19 protein-coding genes are annotated in these 20,118 nt (G+C 71.1%); 12 read left to right on the plus strand and 7 right to left on the minus strand.

Annotated elements, in window-relative coordinates:
* Positions 1 to 90 precede the first annotated feature (90 nt).
* Positions 91 to 393 (plus strand): hypothetical protein, encoded by a 303-nt coding sequence (locus KBX00_RS15825; RefSeq protein ID WP_210827615.1) that lies wholly within the window; start codon positions 91 to 93, stop codon positions 391 to 393.
* Positions 377 to 1,645, plus strand: a complete 1,269-nt coding sequence (locus KBX00_RS15830; protein ID WP_210827617.1) for a hypothetical protein — start codon at positions 377 to 379, stop codon at positions 1,643 to 1,645. The genes KBX00_RS15825 and KBX00_RS15830 overlap by 17 nt, the downstream gene beginning before the upstream one ends.
* Positions 1,646 to 1,834: 189 nt before the next feature.
* Here KBX00_RS15830 and KBX00_RS15835 read toward each other — a convergent pair whose 3' ends face one another.
* The 5 genes from KBX00_RS15835 to KBX00_RS15855 form a co-directional block, all read right to left on the minus strand.
* Positions 1,835 to 1,996, minus strand: coding sequence for a hypothetical protein (locus KBX00_RS15835; protein ID WP_210827665.1), 162 nt, complete (start codon positions 1,994 to 1,996; stop codon positions 1,835 to 1,837).
* 179 nt (positions 1,997 to 2,175) lie between these two features.
* Positions 2,176 to 3,390, minus strand: coding sequence for an acyltransferase (locus tag KBX00_RS15840; protein ID WP_210827619.1), 1,215 nt, complete (start codon positions 3,388 to 3,390; stop codon positions 2,176 to 2,178).
* On the minus strand, positions 3,387 to 4,289 hold the full coding sequence (locus tag KBX00_RS15845; RefSeq protein WP_210827621.1) for an alpha/beta hydrolase: 903 nt from the start codon (positions 4,287 to 4,289) through the stop codon (positions 3,387 to 3,389). Before KBX00_RS15845 ends, KBX00_RS15840 begins: the two co-directional genes overlap by 4 nt.
* A gap of 98 nt (positions 4,290 to 4,387) precedes the next feature.
* Complete coding sequence (locus KBX00_RS15850; protein ID WP_210827659.1) at positions 4,388 to 5,050, minus strand: response regulator transcription factor; 663 nt, start codon at positions 5,048 to 5,050, stop codon at positions 4,388 to 4,390.
* Positions 5,050 to 6,333: a sensor histidine kinase gene (locus KBX00_RS15855; RefSeq protein ID WP_210827623.1), complete on the minus strand. Its 1,284-nt coding sequence runs from the start codon at positions 6,331 to 6,333 to the stop codon at positions 5,050 to 5,052. Before KBX00_RS15855 ends, KBX00_RS15850 begins: the two co-directional genes overlap by 1 nt.
* 153 nt (positions 6,334 to 6,486) lie before the next feature.
* Here KBX00_RS15855 and fabG point away from each other — a divergent pair, with 153 nt between their 5' ends.
* From fabG to KBX00_RS15875, 4 genes are all read left to right on the plus strand, one after another.
* Positions 6,487 to 7,191, plus strand: a complete 705-nt coding sequence (gene fabG, locus KBX00_RS15860; RefSeq protein WP_210827625.1) for a 3-oxoacyl-ACP reductase FabG — start codon at positions 6,487 to 6,489, stop codon at positions 7,189 to 7,191.
* A 26-nt stretch (positions 7,192 to 7,217) separates the two neighbouring features.
* Positions 7,218 to 7,985, plus strand: a complete 768-nt coding sequence (fabI, locus tag KBX00_RS15865) for an enoyl-ACP reductase FabI (protein ID WP_210827661.1) — start codon at positions 7,218 to 7,220, stop codon at positions 7,983 to 7,985.
* Positions 7,986 to 8,057: 72 nt separating this feature from the next.
* On the plus strand, positions 8,058 to 9,089 hold the full coding sequence (locus KBX00_RS15870) for a ferrochelatase (protein ID WP_210827627.1): 1,032 nt from the start codon (positions 8,058 to 8,060) through the stop codon (positions 9,087 to 9,089).
* Positions 9,038 to 9,907 carry an HAD-IIA family hydrolase gene (locus tag KBX00_RS15875; protein ID WP_210827630.1) on the plus strand — a complete coding sequence of 290 codons (870 nt, stop codon included), beginning with the start codon at positions 9,038 to 9,040 and terminating at the stop codon, positions 9,905 to 9,907. Before KBX00_RS15870 ends, KBX00_RS15875 begins: the two co-directional genes overlap by 52 nt.
* Positions 9,908 to 10,089: 182 nt before the next feature.
* Here the strand turns inward: KBX00_RS15875 and KBX00_RS15880 are convergent, their stop codons facing one another.
* Complete coding sequence (locus tag KBX00_RS15880; protein ID WP_210827632.1) at positions 10,090 to 10,884, minus strand: hypothetical protein; 795 nt, start codon at positions 10,882 to 10,884, stop codon at positions 10,090 to 10,092.
* 205 nt (positions 10,885 to 11,089) lie between these two features.
* On the opposite strand from KBX00_RS15880, the gene KBX00_RS15885 reads away from it, so the two are divergent.
* A complete protein-coding gene (locus KBX00_RS15885; RefSeq protein ID WP_210827634.1) occupies positions 11,090 to 11,902 on the plus strand; it encodes a DUF3097 domain-containing protein in 813 nt (270 codons plus the stop codon).
* Positions 11,903 to 11,978: 76 nt separating this feature from the next.
* Positions 11,979 to 13,280: an AI-2E family transporter gene (locus KBX00_RS15890; RefSeq protein WP_210827636.1), complete on the plus strand. Its 1,302-nt coding sequence runs from the start codon at positions 11,979 to 11,981 to the stop codon at positions 13,278 to 13,280.
* A gap of 86 nt (positions 13,281 to 13,366) precedes the next feature.
* On the opposite strand, the gene KBX00_RS15895 is transcribed toward KBX00_RS15890, so the two are convergent.
* A complete protein-coding gene (locus KBX00_RS15895) occupies positions 13,367 to 14,686 on the minus strand; it encodes a serine hydrolase (RefSeq protein ID WP_210827638.1) in 1,320 nt (439 codons plus the stop codon).
* An 82-nt stretch (positions 14,687 to 14,768) separates the two neighbouring features.
* Here KBX00_RS15895 and KBX00_RS15900 point away from each other — a divergent pair, with 82 nt between their 5' ends.
* The 4 genes from KBX00_RS15900 (at position 14,769) to KBX00_RS15915 (ending at position 20,039) form a co-directional block, all read left to right on the plus strand.
* Complete coding sequence (locus KBX00_RS15900) at positions 14,769 to 15,239, plus strand: NfeD family protein (protein WP_093407378.1); 471 nt, start codon at positions 14,769 to 14,771, stop codon at positions 15,237 to 15,239.
* Between the two features lie 4 nt (positions 15,240 to 15,243).
* Entirely contained in the window at positions 15,244 to 16,353 is a 1,110-nt protein-coding gene (locus KBX00_RS15905; protein WP_210827640.1) for an SPFH domain-containing protein, read from the plus strand.
* Positions 16,354 to 16,816: 463 nt separating this feature from the next.
* Entirely contained in the window at positions 16,817 to 17,626 is an 810-nt protein-coding gene (locus KBX00_RS15910; RefSeq protein ID WP_210827642.1) for a hypothetical protein, read from the plus strand.
* Positions 17,627 to 17,849: 223 nt separating this feature from the next.
* Positions 17,850 to 20,039 (plus strand): transglycosylase domain-containing protein, encoded by a 2,190-nt coding sequence (locus tag KBX00_RS15915; protein ID WP_210827663.1) that lies wholly within the window; start codon positions 17,850 to 17,852, stop codon positions 20,037 to 20,039.
* Positions 20,040 to 20,118: the final 79 nt, after the last annotated feature.

A 20,118-nucleotide genomic window follows, 5' to 3' on the forward strand; every position in this document is an offset into this window, starting at 1 on the left:
AATTTTACGCAGTATAGTACCTGCCGCAAAGCTGTTGAGATCACCTAATACGTCTCTCCGGTCCGTCGCTTCTCAGGAAAGGTTGGTCAGGTGCAACTCGTACTCGTCACGTCTGGAACGAGCGATGTCGACAGCCTCAAGGCCGCCCTGTATCACGAGGCGGACGCCCAATCTAAGATATATGGCAGGAAAGGGCTCGAAGGATCAATTGCCGAATGGACCCTCCTGATTGTCGCCTCGTCGCAGGGCTTGGTAGCGATTGCCAACTGTATATTGAGGTGGCAGGATCGGCGAAAGATAAAGCGGATAAAGTATGGCGACATTGAGATAGAGAATCCTACGGACGAGGATATCAAGCGCTTCAGGGAAGCCCGTGATGAACGATCCGACTAGCGGGAGCGACGGCTTCCATCTGCGCGATCGTGAAACGTTTCTGTCGCTGGTATCGGCCCACTCGCCAGCCGGCGCTCGAATTCAGATCATAGAACCTGTTCCGAATCACATCAACGCGACCCTGCTGCTGGTCGAGCAGGTCGAGCAGGTTCTGGGGCGCAGGCCCATCGCCGCGCTCGTGCATGGCGGGGCGCCGGAGGCATTCTCTTTCACTGGATTTCCGTCTCCCAATGCCGCGATCGGCTCCAGTCACCTGGAGATGATGTACACGGTGTGGGGTCTGCACTTCCACAGGCTCATCGCTCGACATCGACGCGATCAGAGCAGGAGAAAATTCCTCGAACTCCTTGGCATGCTTGCCTCGGCGGCGGGAGCGACCGAACTCGGCGACCGGTGCTTCGACCGCGCGCAACAGTCACGGGTTATATACCTCACCTCTGCGAGCCTTCCCGATATCGACATGCTGCCACCGGGCGATGCGTACGTGGCCGCATGGACCTTCGGAATGTCTCATGAGTTCGGCCATGCTCTTGACGGCGGCAGCAGGTGGTCGAATTGGTTAGGGTCAACGACGCTGGCGGAATGGATCGAGGAGGGCCTCAGCTGGTCCGCCGAGCGTTATCGCCTGGCCGGCCGTAAGTCGGAGGACTTTGAGCTGGGTGGCGCGAGTCACATGCTTGAGCCAGCGCACCTACGCGCCGAGATCGCCGCTGACTGCTTCGCCATCTATCTACAATTTCGGGTGACCCACCGACTCATGACAGCATTAACGGAGCCTTCGCCGGAGCCAGCTCAGATCTTGTCTACCTGCATCGACGTTCTCGATTGCTGCATCATGATCGAGTCTTGTCTAGCAATTATGGGGCTGGCGCGGAGTTCCGACGTCGGTGGGCTGAGTGTGGCAAGCTCGGCTGCCTGGAACATCCGATCGGTCGCCGCAACGGCGTTTATGGATGCCGTTCTTCCAGGCATGCTGCGGGATGACCTGCCGGACTGGTTGGGCAGCAGTAACGAGTGGTCGGCCAGCAGCAGCGAGTGGCTCGCCGGCAGAAATGGCTGGCAGGGTGGCGGACGGGTGTGGCACCACGGGTCTGTCGTGCAGTTGCTGCGCGCGTCGAAAGGCCCGGCCTGGAAAGAGGTGTCGGACGGCTTTTCCGACGCCGTGGCGGAGATCGAGGAGCTTGCATCTGCGGCGGCAAGGGATGCATCACCACGGACAACGCCGTCACCGGATTCGACCTCCATTGAGTGAGGCGACAGCGCCGGCCCTTCGGTTTGGACTAACTCGACCAAGGCATGGCTGGCGCAGTTGACCTGCCTACCGGGGATTGTGCGGGCATGTTCACCTTTATCGACTGCCGATGTCCCGCCCCGGCGGCCCGGGCAGCCGGTGGACCGTCCGCCTGATGATCAACGGAGGCCGGTGGGTGGGCGGGGGTGGTCAGTGGGTGGCACTGGCGAGGAAGAAGAGAACGGCCACCCAGACGGCGGCGAGGGTGAAGCCCAGCGGGGCGACGTAGCGGCTCATGACAGCTCCGACGTGGCGACTGGCGGCCCGGGCAGGGCGGCGGACCGCGAGAGAGGGGTGGATCAGGACGCGCACACGCGAAGTCGTGACCGGGCTGCTGTCCGGCGATGGCCGTCCGATCTGCCGCCACCGCAATGCTGCGGGGCGGTGGGACGGTTACGCAGGGGGAGCGGGCCAGCTCAGGCGGAGCGGGGCTCAGCGTGGCTGGCGGTCGGCCCGGCCACGACTGGGAGGATCGCTATCTCGCACAGCGATCACCTCCTGGGGTCGGTTCCGGGGCGACGCGGGCCGCCGAGCGACCCGCAAACGTCGATCATCGTACACCCGGTGTGCGTGCCCGGCCCACTCGGCCGATCGGTCGACGGACCCAGCCCGTTCATGTGTCGCGGCCGGGGCTGCCGGCGTCGAACGAGCAGCACCAGCACGGCGGTGAGCACCGGCAACCAACCGATCCGGGCCAGCAGCCAGGCCGGGTCGTCCGGCGCGGTGTGCAGTCCCGGCAGCGGGGCCCCACCGTGCGCGGCGAGCACCACCACCGCGACCAGCACCGGCTGGTGCCAGAGGTAGATGCGTACGGCATGGCGGTTGATCTCGCCGGCCAGCCTGCGAGGCAGCGGCCGGGACAGCAGTCGCACCAGGGTCGGCCGGACCAACAGGCCGAGACCGGTCTGGGTGACCGCGAGCGCCACCACGAGCAACGATGGCGGATCGAGATTGGATCGGCTGTCGCCAGGGACGCCGACCGCGCTCACTGGATAGCCGAAGGCGAGTACGGCCGCCAGTCCGACCGCTCCGGTGGCGGCCAGCCAGCGGGCGTCACGTCGTCGGCCCAGCCGGCCGTCGGCGTGGGCCAGTCCCAGCAGGTACGGCACGGCCCAGGCGGCCAGCACCGTCACCGGTGGCAGCCAGGTGCCGGCCGGGAGCAGCCGCACGGCCAGGTCGGTGCCGGCCACCACGGCCGCCGCGGTGACCGCGCAGCGCGGCGTGCCCCAGCGGCGTACGGCGGCGCGCAGTGGGCCGGTGAGCATCACCAGGGCCAGCAGCGGTGCCAGGAACCACAGTGGACTGATCGCCAGGGTCAGTGCCACCGACAGGGTGCGGTCGGTGACGCCGGCGACGGCGGCGACGAGCAACACGGCTGACCCGGTGCCCAGCAGGGCGACCGCCGGCAGCAGCAGCCGGCGCAGCCGGTGAACCACCCAACCGCGTCCGGGATGCCGGTCGGCCGACCGGGCGGAGGCGTGACCGGCGGCGAAGAAGAACAACCCGAGGGTCTGCAACACCCAGCTGACCGGAGCCAGAGCCGGCATCGTGGTGAGCGGGCTGGCCAGGTTCAGCGCGCCTGCCGTGTCGAGGACCAGTCCGGTGACGAGCCAGTGACCGAGCACCACTCCGGCGACAGCGAATGCGCGCAGCCCGTCGACGAGGGGGTCCCGAGCCGGCCGGTGGGCGGTGCGGTGGCCGCTCATCGGGTCGCTCCCGCCGCTGTGCGGGTAGCACCATGCAGCACCACCTCGGCGACTGCCGCGAGGGTCGGACCGCCGGGCAGCAGGTAGCCGTCGTGGCCGGTCGAGGCGGCCGGCAGCGGCCGCGCACCGAAGGACGGGTCGGCCGGCCGGATCCCGTGTCCCACCCCGGGCAGGCGGAGCTGTGGCACCCGTCGGATCCAGTCGTCCGGTGCCTCGGCCGCCCAGACGCGCACCGGGCCGAACCGGTCGGCGTGGTCCGCCCCGACGCCCACGCCGCCGAGGGTGACAACATCGGTGACCTGCGGCGGAGCCTCCATGGCGGCCAGCCCGACGACAAGCGCGCCGTAGCTGTGACCCACCAGGGTGATGCGGGTGGCCGGTAGCTGCCCGGCCAGTGTCCGCAGGTGGTCACCCAGTTGGTCGGCACCCCGGCGGGCGGCAACCGGGGTGGCTGCCGTGGCGATGCCGTCGGGCGGGTCGTAGCCGAGCCAGGCCAGCACGGCCACCCTGGCGTGCGGATCGGCGGCGTGCAACGCGGCACGCAGGGCACGGGCCTGCTGGGCCGGAGCGCGCCGAGCCACTCCGCCCAGCCCCCGGTCGAAGTCGGCCAGCCGGGTACCGACGCCCGGCACCAGCACCGCGATCCGATCGGCGCTGGCCAGGTCACCGAGGACCTCGACGGCCCGGCCGTCGCCGTCCGGGTCGAAGGCCAGGAACTGCCGACCCTGCGCGACCCAGCGGGCGTACGGCGCTCCGGCGGCGTCCAGCGCGGCGGCGGTCGACGGGTACGCCTCGACGAAGCCGGCCGGGGCTGGTTCGGGTGGGACGGTCGTCGGCCGTACCAGCCCGGTTGCCAGCATCGCCGCCAGGCCCAGCCGCAGCATCTCCCTGCCCGCCATCACGCGCTCCCCTCACCCGGTCTCGGGGTGCAGGATGTGCCGGCGGTAGGTAGCTGGTAATCAACCCGGAGAGCCGTTCGTGGCCTGGCACCTGGGGGTTACTCGCCGGCGGCGACCAGGCCGGTCTCGTACGCGAGCACGACGGCCTGGGCGCGGTCGCGCAACTGGAGCTTGGCCAGGATCCGGCCGACGTGGGTCTTGACGGTCTGTTCCGCGACGACCAACTCGGCGGCGATCTCGGCGTTGGAGCGTCCCTGGGCGATCAGCCGCAGTACCTCGGTCTCGCGTGGGGTGAGCGCGGCGAGGGCGGTGGGTCGGGGACGCTGCCGGTGCGGCCGTGCCGCGAATTCGGCGATCAACCGGCGGGTGACGGTCGGGGCGAGCAGCGCGTCGCCGGCCGCGACGACGCGTACTGCGTGGATCAGGTCGGCGGCGGGCGCATCCTTGAGCAGGAAGCCGCTGGCACCGGCGCGCAGGGCCTCGTACACGTAGTCGTCCAGATCGAAGGTGGTGAGGATGAGTACGCGCGGCCGGTCGGCCGGTCGGTCGCCGAGAAGCTTGCGGGTCGCGGCGAGCCCGTCGAGCACCGGCATCCGAACGTCCATCAGCACCACGTCCGGGTCGAGCCGGCGGGCCTGGGCGACCGCCTGGGCACCGTCGGCGGCGTCGCCGACCACCAACAGGTCCGGCTGGGCGGCCAGCAGGGCGCCGAAGCCCTGCCGGACCATCGCCTGGTCGTCGGCGATCAGCACCCGGATCATCATGACCTGTCCCTCGGCTCGTCGGACAACGGCGGGCCGGTCGGCAGCAGCGCGTCGATCGCGTAGCCGCCGTCGGCGGTGGGGCAGGCGGTGAAGCTGCCGCCGAGAGCGAGGACCCGCTCGCGCATGCCGGTCAGCCCCTGCCCGCCGCCGCGTGCGTCGGAAGCTGTCGGGATCCCGCCGGTGGTGTTCTGGACGTGTACCGCCAGGGCGTCGGGCTGCTCGCGGACCGTGACCCGCACCTCGGCGCCGGCCGCGTGGCGGGCCGCGTTGGCCAGGCCCTCCTGGATGATCCGGTAGCCGGCCAGTCCGACCGGTACGGGCGGCTCGACGGTGACGTCGCTGTCCAGTTCCACGGTCATGCCGGCCCGCCGTGCGGCAGCCACCAGCGCGGGTAGTTCGGCAAGCGTCGGCTGCGGGGCGGTCCGGGGGTCCTCCGACTCGCTGCGCAGCACGTGCAGCAGCCGCCGCATGTCGGTGAGCGCCGCCCGGGCGGCCTCGGCGATGGAGCTGAATTCGGCCCGGGCCGGTTCGGGCACGGCGAGTCGGTACGGCGCGCTTTCGGCCTGCACGGCGATCAGTGACATGTGGTGCGCGACCACGTCGTGCAGTTCCCGCGCGATGCGGGTGCGCTCCTCCAGCACCGCCCGCCGGGCCTTCTCCAACTCGCTCAGCTCGGCCTGCTCGGCCAGTGCCCGCCGGGTGAGCAGGTTGTGCCGCAGCAGGTCACCGACGATGAGCAGCACCACGACCAGCAGGGTGACGGCCACCTGGTTGCCCGGCGGCACGAATATCCACACCGGCAGCAGGCTGAACAGGCCAGTCCAGGCGAGCACGGCCCGGTCGACCCGGGCGGCCACGGTGATCAGCACGACGACGATGACCAGGACCTGCGTCGGGCTCCACGGCCAGAACTCGTAGGTGGCGGGGCTGAGCACCACGGCGTTGTCGGTCGTACGCCGGTTGAAGGTGCCGAACAGTTGCCCGATGAACATGATCCGCCAGGCCAGCAGCGGTCGGGTGGGCAGCAGGGGCAGCGGTGCGACGGTGAGCAGTGCGATGACCCAGGCGGTGGCGATGGGCAGGCGTCGCGTGTCCAGCAGGAACTGCGCGGTGATCAGGGTCAGCCCGAGCAGAAGCAGCAGCCCGGTCGTCCGCAGCACGGCTGCGGTGCGCGGTCGGTGTCGCCACCGGTCCAGTGGTCGGCGGCTCGCCGGATGGTCCGGCCCCACCACGGTGCGGCGCAGGCCCGCCAGGGCGGCCCGGACGGTACTGCGGTCCATACCCCGGCAGGGTAGTTCGAGTGGCCGGCTCCGTCGTCCGACCACGGAGTGATCCACCCAGTGGTACCCGGGTATGACGTGCGGCGGGTTAGTGATTACCGTGCGGTAACGCCTAGTCTCCAAGCCGCAGCGATCTTTGGGAGGGGACGCACCGTGTCGCGAACTGTGCTGGTTACCGGGGGTAACCGGGGGATCGGTCTGGCCATCGCTCAGGCTTTCGCCAAGCAGGGTGACCGGGTGGCGATCACCCACCGGGGCAGTGGCGCGCCGGAGGGGCTGTTCGGCGTGCGGTGCGACATCACCGACAGCGAGTCCGTCGACGCGGCCTTCGCGGCGGTCGAGGCGGAACTCGGCCCGGTGGAGGTGCTTGTCGCCAACGCGGGCATCACCGACGACACGCTGCTGCTGCGGATGTCGGAGGAACAGTTCACCCGGGTGCTGGACACGAACCTGACCGGCGCGTACCGCTGCGCCAAGCGGGCCTCCGGGAAGATGCTGCGGGCCCGGTGGGGACGCATGATCTTCGTCTCCTCGGTGGTCGGCCTCTCCGGCGGCGCCGGCCAGGTGAACTACGCGGCCAGCAAGGCCGGCCTGGTCGGGGTGGCCCGCTCGATCACCCGGGAGCTGGGCGGCCGGAACATCACCGCAAACGTCGTCGCGCCGGGCTTCATCGAGACCGACATGACCGCCGGGCTGACCGACCAGCGCAAGGCCGAGATCCTCAAGTCGATCCCGGCGGGCCGGATGGCCACTCCGGACGAGGTGGCGGCGGTGGTCACCTGGCTGGCGGGGGACAGCGCCGGGTACGTCTCCGGCGCGGTCGTCCCGGTCGACGGTGGCCTGGGCATGGGCCACTGAATCCCGAGCACGGAGGAATGAGCGTAATGTCCGGACTGCTGGCCGGTAAGCGGCTGCTCGTCACCGGCGTCATCACCGACGCCTCGATCGCCTTCTCGGTGGCCAAGCTCGCCCAGGAGAACGGCGCCCAGGTCGTGCTCACCGGCTACGGCCGACTGTCACTCGTGGAGCGGATCGCCAAGCGGCTGCCCGAGCCGGCCCCCGTGATCGAGCTGGACGTGACCGACCCCGAGCATCTCGCCGGGCTGGCCGACAAGGTCCGCGAGCACGTCGACGGCCTCGACGGGTTGGTCCACTCGATCGGGTTCGCCCCGCAGAGCTGCCTCGGTGGCGGGTTCCTCGACGCCTCCTGGGCGGACGTGTCGACGGCGCTGCACGTCTCGACGTACTCCTACAAGTCCCTGGCCGTCGCCGCGCTGCCGTTGATGTCGCCGGGCGGCTCGGTGGTCGGCCTGACCTTCGACGCCAGCCAGGCGTGGCCGGTCTACGACTGGATGGGCGTGGCCAAGGCCGGGCTGGAGTCCGCCTCCCGCTACCTCGCGCTGCACCTGGGCAAGCAGGGCATCCGCAGCAACCTGGTGGCCGCCGGTCCGCTGCGCACCATGGCCGCCAAGTCCATCCCCGGCTTCGAGCAGTTCGAGGACGCCTGGGCCGGGCGGGCCCCGCTGGGCTGGGACCTCACCGACCAGGAACCGGCCGCCCGGGCCTGTCTCGCCCTGCTGTCGGACTGGTTCCCGGCGACCACCGGCGAGATCGTGCATGTCGACGGCGGCTACCACGCCGTCGGCGCCTGACGCCGACTCTGTTTACGACCGGGACCCGGGGGCGTTGCCGGGATGCCGCAGGCCACCGGCAAGAATGGGACCATGGCGTACGACGCGGTGGTGCTGGTGTCCTTCGGTGGCCCGGAGGGGCCCGACGACGTGCTGCCGTTCCTGCGGAACGTGACCCGGGGGCGGGGCGTCCCGCCGGAGCGGTTGGCCGAGGTCGCCGAGCACTACCAGCACTTCGGTGGGGTCTCCCCGATCAATCAGCAGTGCCGCGAGCTGTTGGCGGCGGTCCGCGCCGACTTCGCCGCTAACGGACTCGACCTGCCGGTGTACTGGGGCAACCGGAACTGGGACCCGATGCTCGCCGACACGGTGGCCCAGATGCGTGACGACGGCGTACGCCGGGCGTTGGCGTTCGTCACCAGCGCCTTCGGCGGGTACTCCTCGTGCCGGCAGTACCAGGAGGACATCACCGCCGCGCGGGCGGCGGTCGGCCCCGACGCGCCGGTGATCGAGAAGCTGCGCCAGTTCTGGGACCACCCCGGCTTCGTCGAGCCGCACGCCGACGCGGTGCGCTCCGCACTCGCCCAGCTCGACCCGGCGCGGCGGGACAGCACCCGGCTCGTCTTCACCGCACACTCGGTGCCGATCTCGGCGGCCGACGGCGCCGGCCCGCACGGCGGCCGGTACACCGCCCAACTCGCCGAGACGGCCCGGCTGGTGCACGCGGCGGCGGCCCCGGACCTGCCGTACGACCTGGTCTGGCAGAGCCGCTCCGGCCCACCACACGTGCCGTGGCTGGAGCCGGACATCAACGACCACCTGGAGACTCTCGCCGAGCAGGGCGTGACCGGCGTGGTGGTCAGCCCGATCGGCTTCGTCTCCGACCACCTCGAGGTGGTGTGGGACCTCGACACCGAGGCATCGGACACGGCCAAGCGCCTCGGCCTGGACTTCGTCCGCGCCGGTACCCCCGGCACCGACCCGCGCTACGTGACCATGGTGCGGGAGCTGGTTCGGGAACGCATCGATCCGGACGGGGCGCAGCTGCGCCGTCGCCTGGGCCAGCTGCCCATGTGGGACACCTGTCCCACGGTCTGCTGCGTCCCGGCCCGCCGTCCGTCCTGACCGCCGCGGCGAACCCGACGACACCCCTGGGGATGATCATGCAGGACCGTAAGCCCGTCGAAAGCTGGCTCACCGACATGGACGGGGTGCTGGTGCACGAGGGTCAGCCGGTGCCGGGCGCGCCGGAGTTCGTCAAGCGGCTGCGTACCTCCGGCAAGCCCTTTCTGGTGCTCACCAACAACTCCATCTACACGCCGCGCGATCTGCAGGCCCGGTTGGCCCGGATGGGCCTGGATGTGCCGGAGCAGGCGATCTGGTCGTCCGCCCTGGCCACCGCCCAGTTCCTGGCCGACCAGCGGCCGGGCGGCACGGCGTACGTCATCGGTGAGGCCGGGCTGACCACCGCCCTGCACGCGGTGGGCTACGTGCTCAGCGACTTCGCTCCCGACTACGTGGTGCTGGGGGAGACCCGCACCTACAGCTTCGAGGCGATCACCAAGGCGGTCCGGTTGATCAACGACGGGGCCCGGTTCATCTGCACCAACCCCGACGCCACCGGGCCCTCGGTGGAGGGTGCCCTGCCGGCCGCCGGCTCGGTGGCCGCGATGATCTCCAAGGCCACCGGGGTGGAGCCGTACTTCGTCGGCAAGCCCAATCCGATGATGATGCGGTCGGCCCTGAACACGATAAACGCGCACTCGGAGAGCACCGCGATGATCGGTGACCGGATGGACACCGACATCCTCTGCGGCCTGGAGGCCGGGCTGGAGACCATCCTGGTGCTGACCGGGATCAGTTCCCGGACGGAGGCGGAACGCTACCCGTACCGCCCCTCCCGCATCGTCAACTCGGTAGCCGACCTGATCGACGAGGTCTGACCCGCCGCTCGGTAGGTGCTGACCCTGGTCAGTGCCGTACCACGTCGCGGAGCAGGAACTCGGCGAGCACGGGAGCGAGGGTGGTCGCCAGCACGCCGATCTTGCACTTTCGGTCGGGACAAAGGCGGGCGAAAGCCGCATCTCGGCGACCACAAGTGCAAGATCGCGGGGTGCGGGGTGGGTCAGGGGCGGAGGGGGGCGTTGCAGGCGGCGACGAGGGCCTGGCGGCAGGCGGCGGTGAGCGGGCGCAGGGCAGCGTCGCGCTGCTGCGCCTCGTAGTTGTTGACCGCGCCGCCGGGTGCCGCGTGGCCGGCCAGGGCGAGCACCCGGTCGAGTACGGCGGCGCGGGCGAACAGTCGACGGGAGCGTGGGTCGAAGCCGGGGGGCAGGTCGGTGATGCCGTCGGGGCGGCGCAACGCCTCCAGGGCGCCGGCCAGCTCCGGACGCCACTGGGCCACGTCGAGCCGGGTGAGCGCGGCGGTGGTGTCGGCCAGTGCGGCGGCCAGCTCCGCCTCCGCCTCGGCGGCACCGGGCAGGGTGAGGCAGGCGGCCGGCGCGTCCGCCGGCAGCGGGTGCACCCGCCAGAGCACCGTCTCGAAGGTGTCGCCGGAGCCGGAGGTGTGCACGCGTACCTCGGGGATCAGCCCCAGCGCGCCGGCGATCACGGCCTCGCCGGCGAGCAGCGCGGCACCGGCGAAGTCACCCGGGCCGGGCAGGCCGCGTGGGTCGCCCGGCGCCGGCAGCACCAGCCGGATCTCGTCCGGCGAGAGCTTGGCCAGGGTGGGCAGGGCTTCCCGCAGGGGCACGTCGGTCCAGGTGCCGGGCGCGTCGGCGACCAGGTGCTCCTCGGTGCCGGCTACCGCGTCGGAGACCTCGTCGAAGGGCACCAGCCCGGCGCGCCACGCGCGCACCCAGGCAACGAACCGGCTCGACCGGCGCGGCGCGAGGATGGCCGCACCCGCAGCGGGGGTGGACATGCCGAAAGAGTACGTGGTGACGCCCGTCCGTGTCTCGACTGCCGCGCCGCCGCCTCCCTGTCGCGCCGATCAGGCAGTCGTGGCGCGCGATTGGTTATTCTTCACGGCTTTTGTCACGTGCCACAACTGCCTGATCGCGTTCGTCTGGCCGGGGGTGGGGTGTGTCGGGGTTGGGGGGTGGTGGTGGCGGGACTAGCGTGGCGGGATGGGGCGGCGCTACGGCGAGGACGTGTTGGCGGGGGACTGGCGGCGGCGGAAGGTGACCCCGGAGGTCGACGCCGAACCGGACCTCGTGGTCGAGGACGCCGAATCCGGCTTCTGCGGGGCGGTCGTCGGCTTCGAGTCCGGCGCGGTGGTGCTTGAGGACCGGCACGGCCGGCGGCGCAACTTTCCGCTGCTGCCGGCGGCGTTTCTGCTCGACGGCCGCCCGGTCACTCTGCGCCGGCCGGCCAGAGCGCCGGTGCCGACGGCCCGGCGGCGCACCGCGTCGGGCTCGGTCGCGGTGGCCGGGGTACGTGCCCGGGTCGCCCGGGCCAGTCGGATCTGGGTCGAGGGCGTGCACGACGCCGCCCTCGTCGAGCGGATCTGGGGCGACGATCTGCGCATCGAGGGTGTGGTGGTGGAGCCGCTGTCCGGCATCGACGCCCTCGACGCCGAGGTACGCGACTTCGACCCCGGCCCGAGCCGCCGGCTCGGTGTGCTTGTCGACCACCTCGTACCCGGCTCCAAGGAGAGCCGCATCGTCGCCCGGGTCAACTCGCCGCACGTCCTGGTCACCGGTCACCCCTACGTGGACGTGTGGCAGGCGGTGAAACCCACCGCACTGGGCATCGCGGCGTGGCCGGTGGTGCCACCGGGGCGGCCGTGGAAGGACGGTGTCTGCGCCGCGCTCGGCGTCGCCGAACCGGCCGACATGTGGCGGCACATCCTGTCCCGGGTGAACAGCTTCGCCGAGGTGGAGACGCCGCTGATCAACGCGATGGAACGACTTATCGACTTCGTGACCGAACCGGACTGACCCGCCGGCCCCATCGGCGCGCTCGTCGACCGTTACCGTGAACGGCCTGATCCCTACCACCCCCGGGGGTGTGCACGTGAGCCGGTTAGGGCAGCTGCGGCAGCGGTTGCGTCAGGCGTACGCGACGGGACGCGAGTCGGTACGCGCGGCCCGTGAGCGGGAGAACGCGCGGCGCGCGGAGCGGACCGCCGAGCGGGACCGGTTCATCGCCGAACCGGTGACGCCGATCGACGACGGTGCCATCTCCACGGCGAGCCGGGACGACGCGGACGTGCCGAGGGGGCTGCGGATCGCCGCCGCCTGGTCGTGGCGGCTCATCGTCATCGGGATCGTCGGCTGGGGGCTGCTGCGCGTGCTCGGCGCGATCCGCGTCGTCATCGTGCCGTTGCTTGTGGCGTTGCTGCTCGCCGCCCTGCTGGCGCCGGCCGTCGGGTGGCTGCTGCGCGCCCGGTTCCCGCGTACGCTGGCCACCGCCGTGGTGCTCATCGGTGGGCTGGCCGCGGTGATCGGCACGTTGACGCTTGTGGTCAACGAGTTCATCGCGGGCCTGCCTGAGCTGAGTTCCAGCGCCGCGGCCGGCATCGGGCAGATCCAGGACTGGCTGCGCGACGGACCGCTGAACCTCTCCGACACCCAGCTCGACAGCTACATCGAGTCCGGGCAGGACTGGATCAACGAGAATTCGCAGGCCCTGACCAGCAACGCGATCGCGACCGCCGGCACCGTGGTCGAGGTGTTCACCGGCGCGCTGCTGGTGCTCTTCGCCACGTTCTTCTTCCTCCGGGACGGGGACCGGATCTGGCGCTTCCTGGTGGGGATGTTCCCGGTCGCCGCCCGCTGGCGGGTCAACGACGCCGGGCGTGCCTCCTGGCTGACCCTGGTCGCCTACGTACGCGCCACGGTGCTTGTGGCGTTCATCGACGCGGTGGGCATCGGCATCGTGCTGGTGCTGTTCGACGTGCCGTTCGCCTTTCCGCTGACGGCGCTGGTGTTCCTCGGCGCGTTCATCCCGATCGTCGGCGCGACGTTGTCCGGCGCGGTCGCGGTGCTGGTGGCTCTGGTCGACGGTGGCTGGGTCACCGCGTTGATCATTCTCGGTGCGGTCGTCGTGGTGCAGCAGGTGGAGGGCAACGTCCTGCAACCGTGGATCATGGGTCGGGCGGTGGCGCTGCACCCGTTGCCCGTGGTGCTGGCGGTGACCGCCGGAGTGGTGCTGGAGGGCATCGTCGGCGCGCTCGTCGCGGTACCACTGATCGCCGTGCTCAACACCGCGGTGCGCCGGCTGTCCCGGCAACGGCCGATGCCACCGACCCCCCGGCCCCCGTCGCCGACGCCACCGGTGCCCGACGCGGTGGTGGTCCGGTCCACCGCGCCGTGACGGTGCCGGCGGGACCGGTCGCCGGCCTTTGGCCGGGCGAGCCGCTCGCGTGACCGGCCATCCCGGTTCGGCGAGCGGGCGAACTGTCAGGGTTCGTCGTCCGGGTCACGGGTGAAGACGAAGGTGGCGATGTCCAGGGCGACCGGGCTGCCCGCCTCGTCCCGCAGCACCGCCAGCACCTCGCCGTGCTCGACGCCGCTGACGCCGCGCCACCGGTCGGGGCCCTCCGGGGCGTAGCGGCTGACCCGGTCGCCGCGCAGCATGCCGACCAGTTCCCCGGTCGCCCGGTCCCAGCTGACGTCGAGCGCCGTACCCATCCACCACCAGCGACCGGTCAGCGGAGCCAGGTCGGCCGGCGGTGGGGCCTCGGCCGGCGTCCACGGCCGGGTCGGCACGGGCTCGGCGTCGAGCACGTGGGTGAGGATCCGGTGACCGAGCGGCCCGATCCCGCCGGTACGGAACCCGTACGAGTTGGCGAAGCCGACGACGCCGGTGCGGCTGGGCCGGTGCACGACCAGCGTGGCGATGTAGCCGGGCATCGAACCGCCGTGCCCGACGTGGATCCGGTCGCCGTCGCGGGTGAGCTGGATGCCGAGGCCGTACCCGCCGCGCCAGGCGTCCAGATCGCTGAGGATCACCGGTGCGCACATCTCGTCGAGGGTGGCGGGTTCGAGCACGGCCGGATCCGGGTCGGCGAGGAAGGCCGCCCAGCGGGCGAGGTCGGTGACGGTGGACCAGAGTTGACCGGCCGGCGCCATCGCCCGGCTGTCGGTCCGTGGTTCCTCCCGCAGCGTGTCGTGCCAGGGGTGCAGCACGTAGCCCCGGGCGAAGGGCTCGGTGGCCGCATAGGTGGTGCGGCGCAGTCCGAGCGGTTCCAGGATCCGCTGGCGCACCAGCTGCGACCAGGGCGTCCCGGTGATCCGTTCCAGCACCCCGCCGAGCAGCCCGTACGCCAGATTCGAGTAGTGCCAGACGCGGTGCGGCGGGTACGCGACCTTCGCGGCGGTGAACCCGGTCAGCAGGGTGGTCAGGTCGACGCCCTCGCTGCGTTCCCACCACGGGCCGTCGGGTTCGCGTTGCAGGCCGCCGGCATGTCCGAGCAACTGCCGCAGGGTCACCATCCCGGCCGCGGCGGCCTCGGGCAGATGCCGACGCAGCGGGTCGTCCAGCGCCAGCCGGCCGGCGTCGCGCTCCTGCATGACCAGGACGGCGGTCATCGTCTTGGTGATCGAGCCGATGCGGTACTGGAGGTCGGCCTCGGGAGGTGGCTGCGTGCCGGCGGCGGCCAGATGGGCCAACGCGCCGTCGCGGACCACTCCGATGATCAGTGATGGGGCGTGGCCGGCGGACTGTACGTCGGCCACCAGAGCGTCGACCTGCCGGGCGGTTTCGGGACGCAGGGGCACGAAGTCTCCCTCGATGTCGGTGGGATCGCCCTGAGATCATGACAGTTCGATGACACGTGCACGGACATGTCACGATCGTTACGTGGATGCCGTGCTGTGGATCGTGCTGGGCGTGGTGCTGGCGGTCGCTGAGATCTTCACCGCGACCCTGTTCTTGATCATGTTTGCGGTCGGCGCGTTCGCGGCCGCGGGTGCCGCCGCGCTCGGCGCGCCGGTGGCCGTGCAGGCGGTGGTCTTCGCGGTGGTCTCCGCGCTCACCGTCTTCGCCGCACGACCGGTCATCCAGCGACACAAACAGACCAGCTCCGACAGCGACGACACCACCTTCGGGGTCGAGGCGATCGAGGGCTCCACCGCCCTGGTGCTTGAGCACGTGGACGCCGACCGGGGCATGGTGAAGATCGACGGCGAGGTGTGGAGCGCTCGCGCCTACGACGCCACCCAGGTTTTCGCACCCGGCGAGCGGGTGCAGGTTATCCAGGTCAAGGGAGCGGTAGCCCTGGTCTGGCGGGACGTCACCACTCCCGGTGAGCTACCCGAAGCGGAAAGGTGAACGGATGGAGTTCGTAGTTCCCGCCCTATTGATAGCAGTGGCGCTGATCGCGGTGGTCACCCTGGCCAAGTCGGTGCGGATCGTGCCGCAGCAGCGTCAGGACGTCGTCGAGCGGCTCGGCCGGTACAAGCGCACGCTCAACCCTGGCCTGAACATCCTCGTGCCGTTCATCGACGCGGTGCGTACCAAGGTCGACATGCGTGAGCAGGTGGTCAGCTTCCCGCCGCAGCCGGTGATCACCTCGGACAACCTGGTCGTGTCGATCGACACCGTCCTCTACTTCAAGGTGGTGGACTCCGTCCGGGCCACCTACGAGATCTCCAACTTCCTCCAGGCGATCGAGCAGTTGACCGTGACCACGCTGCGGAACGTGATCGGCTCGCTGGACCTGGAGCGGGCGCTGACCAGCCGGGAGGAGATCAACCGGCACCTCTCCGGCGTGCTGGACGAGACCACCGGCCGCTGGGGCATCAAGGTGACCCGGGTGGAGATCAAGGCGATCGAGCCGCCGCCGAGCATCCGCGACTCGATGGAGAAGCAGATGCGCGCCGAGCGGGACCGCCGGGCCGCGATCCTGAACGCCGAGGGGCACAAGCAGTCGCAGATCCTCTCCGCCGAGGGTGAGAAGCAGGCGGCGGTACTGCGCGCCGACGGTGACCGGCAGGCCCGGATCCTGCAGGCCGAGGGTCAGGCCAAGGCGATCCGGACCGTGTTCGACGCGATCCACCAGGCCAACCCGAGCCAGAAGGTGCTCGCGTACCAGTACCTCCAGGCCCTGCCGCAGATCGCCAACGGCACGGCCAACAAGGTGTGGATCGTGCCGACCGAGCTGACCAGGGCCCTGGAGGGCATGGGCGGCGCACTCGGCGGGCTGGGCCAGATGGTCGGTGACGCGCCGAGCAAGGAGGCCTCCGACGACGCCAGCGCCGTCGAGCGGGAGGCGGCGGAGGCAGCGCAGGCCGCCGCCGCAGCGGCCCAGGAGATCCACAACGAGGTACGCGTGGCCGAGGCGCAGGCCACCGGCGGCAACAGCCCGCAGGGGCTGCCCGCGCCGGAGCCGGTCTCGCCGGCGAGCCTGCTCAACGACACCTCGGAGCAGCGCGAGCGCGGCTGACCCGATCCGGTGCTGCCGGCCCGAACCGCTTCGGCGGTTCGGGCCGGTTCGCGTCCTGGCCCGGTTCGCGTCCTGGCCCGGTTCGCGTCCTGGCCCGGTTCGCGTCCTGGCCCGGTTCGCGTCCTGGCCCGGTTCGCGTCCTGGCCCGGTTCGCGTCCTGGCCCGGTTCGCGTCCGCTGCCGCCGCGCCGTGGGTTGGTGCGGGATGCGGCATCTTGCGGTCTCCGCGTGGCTGGTTGGCGCGGGATGCGGCATCTCGGGTCGGCTCCGGCCGGCGTCTGATCGGTGGTCTCGCGCTGTGGCGGGGTGGGTTTCCGCCGCGCGGCTCGGATCCGACGACAAATGCGAGAAATGCTCATTAGATGGCCTGCTGCCTGCCACCATCGGTCCTAGTGCGGATGGTGACCAGGCATCGGGGCACCTCGGCGTGTCCCGGAACCGTCCGCAGGTGAGCGAGGTGACGCATGGAGCCGGTGCGGCGGCTGTGGTCCACGCCGGAGGTGCCCGGGGCTCACGACCCGAAGGGGCCGATCGGCACCCGACGTACCGGCGGGGGGTTCGGCGTCCTGCCCTTCGTCGACGAACCGGCGCCACCCCGGGCGGCCACCAACGCCAGCTGGGCCTGGTCGCTGCGGCGGCTGGCGCGGGCCGCGGTCTGGCTGCTGCCGGCGTACGCGATCCTCTACGGCGCGGTGGCGATGGCCAGCGACGGAGGCGTGGGCAACGACCCGTATCCGGCCGATGGTCGGGCGTTGTACCTGATCGGCTGGGTGGCCGCCGTCTGGGTCGGCCTGCTGGCCCTGCTCGGGCTGACCGGGCTGCTCGCCGCCACCCGCAGCCGGCACGCCGCCGTGGCCGGCCTGCTGGTCAGCATCGCCGGTACGGTGCTCATGCTGCCCTTCGCCGGGCTGTCCGAGCAGACGCCGGTCTTCGGCACCACCGCCCGATCGCTGGTGCTTGTCGGTGCCACCTGCTACAGCGCCGGCTGGTTGCTCACCGGTTGGGCGGTGGCCCGCTCGGGGATGTTCAGCATCGGGGACGGGGTGATGCTGATGATCGCGAGCCCGCTGCTCGGTCTCGGCGGCGCGTTGATCGGCTCGTTGCAGACCTTCGGCGCGATCTTCGTGCTGATCTCCGGCATCGGCATCTGCTACCGCTCGGGCCGCCTGCTGCCCCGGGAGATCCTTCGCGACGCGACCAGCGCCAGCGTCGCCACCGCAGGTCCGGCCGGGCCGGTAGGCCCCGGTGGCGCGGGCCCACTCGGCACGGCCTGAGGGAGTCGGCGATGTATCCGGCACCTTCGGACGGTGCCGGGTTGTTGACGAGTCGGAACCATTGTCTGTCCTGAGACCGGTTGGGCCGGATGTCGGCTCTGGAACCGAATCCGGCGATCCGTCGTCGGCCAGCCCGGCGGTGGCTGGCAAATAGCGGTGAATTGCCTGACAACTGGCCGATTGTGGTGGCCGGAAGGTGGCTTTCGCGGCAATCCTGGTGACCATGGCCACCCCTACGCCGCTGTCGCGGCTGTTCACCGTCGTGCTGACCGGCGTACTCGCCGGCCTGGTCCTGGCGGTCGCCGCGCTGCCGGGCAACCTGCTGCTCGGTTTCGCCGCGAAGGCGGCACTCGGCAACTACGCCGCGCTGCCCGACGCGCTGCGGACCCCGGCCACCCCGCAGCGCTCCTACCTCTACGCCAACGACGGCAAGACGTTGATCACCACGTTCTACGACGTCAACCGCACCGACGTGGCGCTGGCGGAGATCGCGCCGGTGATGCGCCAGGCGATCGTGGCCGCCGAGGACCGGCGGTTCTACGACCACGGCGGGGTCGACCTGCGCGGCATGCTCCGTGCGGTGGTCAGCAACGTCACCGAGGGCAGCGGGCAGGGCGGCTCGACGCTGACCATGCAGTACGTCCGCAACGTGCTCAAGACCGACCCCAGCCGCACCGCGGCGGAACGGGCCGCGGCCACCGAAGCGACGATCGGCCGCAAGCTACAGGAGATCAGGTACGCCAATGCCTTGGAACAGCGCCTCGGCAAGGACGAAATCCTCAACCGCTACCTGAACATCGCGTACTTCGGGTCCGGGGCGTACGGGGTGGCCGCCGCGAGCCAGCGCTATTTCTCCAAGGCACCGGCCGATCTGACCCTCGCCGAGGCGGCGCTGCTCGCCGGCCTGGTGCAGTCGCCGGAGGCGTACAGCCCGATCGACGGCGACGCCGACGCGGCGGTGGAACGCCGGGGCTACGTGCTGGATTCGATGGTCGAGACCGGGGCGATCACCGCCGAGCAGGCCGCCGAGGCCCGCGCCGAGAAGCTGACGCTGGACCCGAGCGAGCAGGCCAACGGCTGCGCCGCCACCACCGGCGGGCGCGACGGATGGGGCTTCTTCTGCGACTACCTGCGCCGCTGGTGGGTCGCCCAGCCGGAGTTCGGCGACACCGTGCAGGAGCGGGAGCAGGCGCTACGACGTGGCGGCTACACCGTGGTGACGACGTTGGACCCGCAGATCCAGGCCACCGCGCAGCGCCAGGCCACCGGCATCTACGGGTACGACAACCCGCGCGCCGTGCCGATCGCCGCCGTCGAGCCCGGCACCGGTCGCGTCCTGGCGATGGCGGTCAACCGGCACTACAGCCTCGACGGCAACCCCGACGGTCAGGTCAACTACCCGAACACCGTCAACCCGTTGATCTCCGGCGGTGCCGGTGTCGCCGGCTACCAGGCCGGTTCCACCTTCAAGCTGTTCACCATGCTCGCCGCGCTGGAGTCCGGGCGGACCCTGTCCACCGGCTTCGACGCACCCAGCCGGTTGCCCACCCGGTACCCGGCCGAGGGGGAGAGCAGCTGCGACGGGCGCTGGTGCCCGGGCAACGCCAACCCGGAGTGGATGGACGGCTACCGGATGATGTGGGACGGCTTCGGCCGCTCGGTGAACACCTACTTCGTCTGGCTGGCCGAGCAGGTCGGACCGGAGAAGGTGGTCGAGATGGCCCAGCGGCTGGGTATCACCTTCCGTGCCGAGTCCGACGCCGACTTCGCCGAGAACGACGCGGCCGACTGGGGCGCGTTCACCCTCGGCGTGGCCGCCACCACCCCACTCGACGTGGCCAACGCGTATGCCACGGTGGCGGCCGAGGGGACGTACTGTGCGCCGCTGCCGGTGGTGTCGGTGACCGCGCCGGACGGTCAGCGGCTGGCGGTCGGCGACCCCTCCTGCCGGCGGGTGCTCGACGCCGACGTGGCCCGCGCCGCCACCGACGCGGCGCGCTGCCCGGTGGGTCAGCAGTCCGCCTTCGGGCAGTGCAACGGTGGCACGGCCACGGCGGTGGACCGGATCCTCGACGGGCGTCCGGTGGCCGGCAAGACCGGCAGCTCCGACCAGGCCGCCACGGAGAGCTTCGTCGGGTACACCCCGCAGGTCGCGGTCGCCGGCATCGCCGCCAACCCGGACGACCCGACCGACCACGTCGGTGCCGCCGTGCAGGCCGAGGTGATCGACGCGGTCGCCCGGATCATCGCCACGGCCGTGGAGGGCCAGCCGGAGCAGTCCTTCACCCCGCCCAGCCGCGAACTCGTCGGCACCCCCCGCCGCCCCGTCGAACGCGACCCGATCCCCGACCTCCGCCGCACCCCCGACAACCCCCTGTCCGACCTCCGCCGCTGGCTCCAAAACCGCGGCTAACCCACCCCCCCACCCCACCCCCCACCCCGCTGCCGCGATCTTGCACTTTCTGTCCCCGCATATGGGGTGATAAGCCCAC

It is taken from the genome of Micromonospora sp. C95, assembly GCF_018070465.1.
Taxonomy (GTDB): Bacteria; Actinomycetota; Actinomycetes; order Mycobacteriales; family Micromonosporaceae; genus Micromonospora.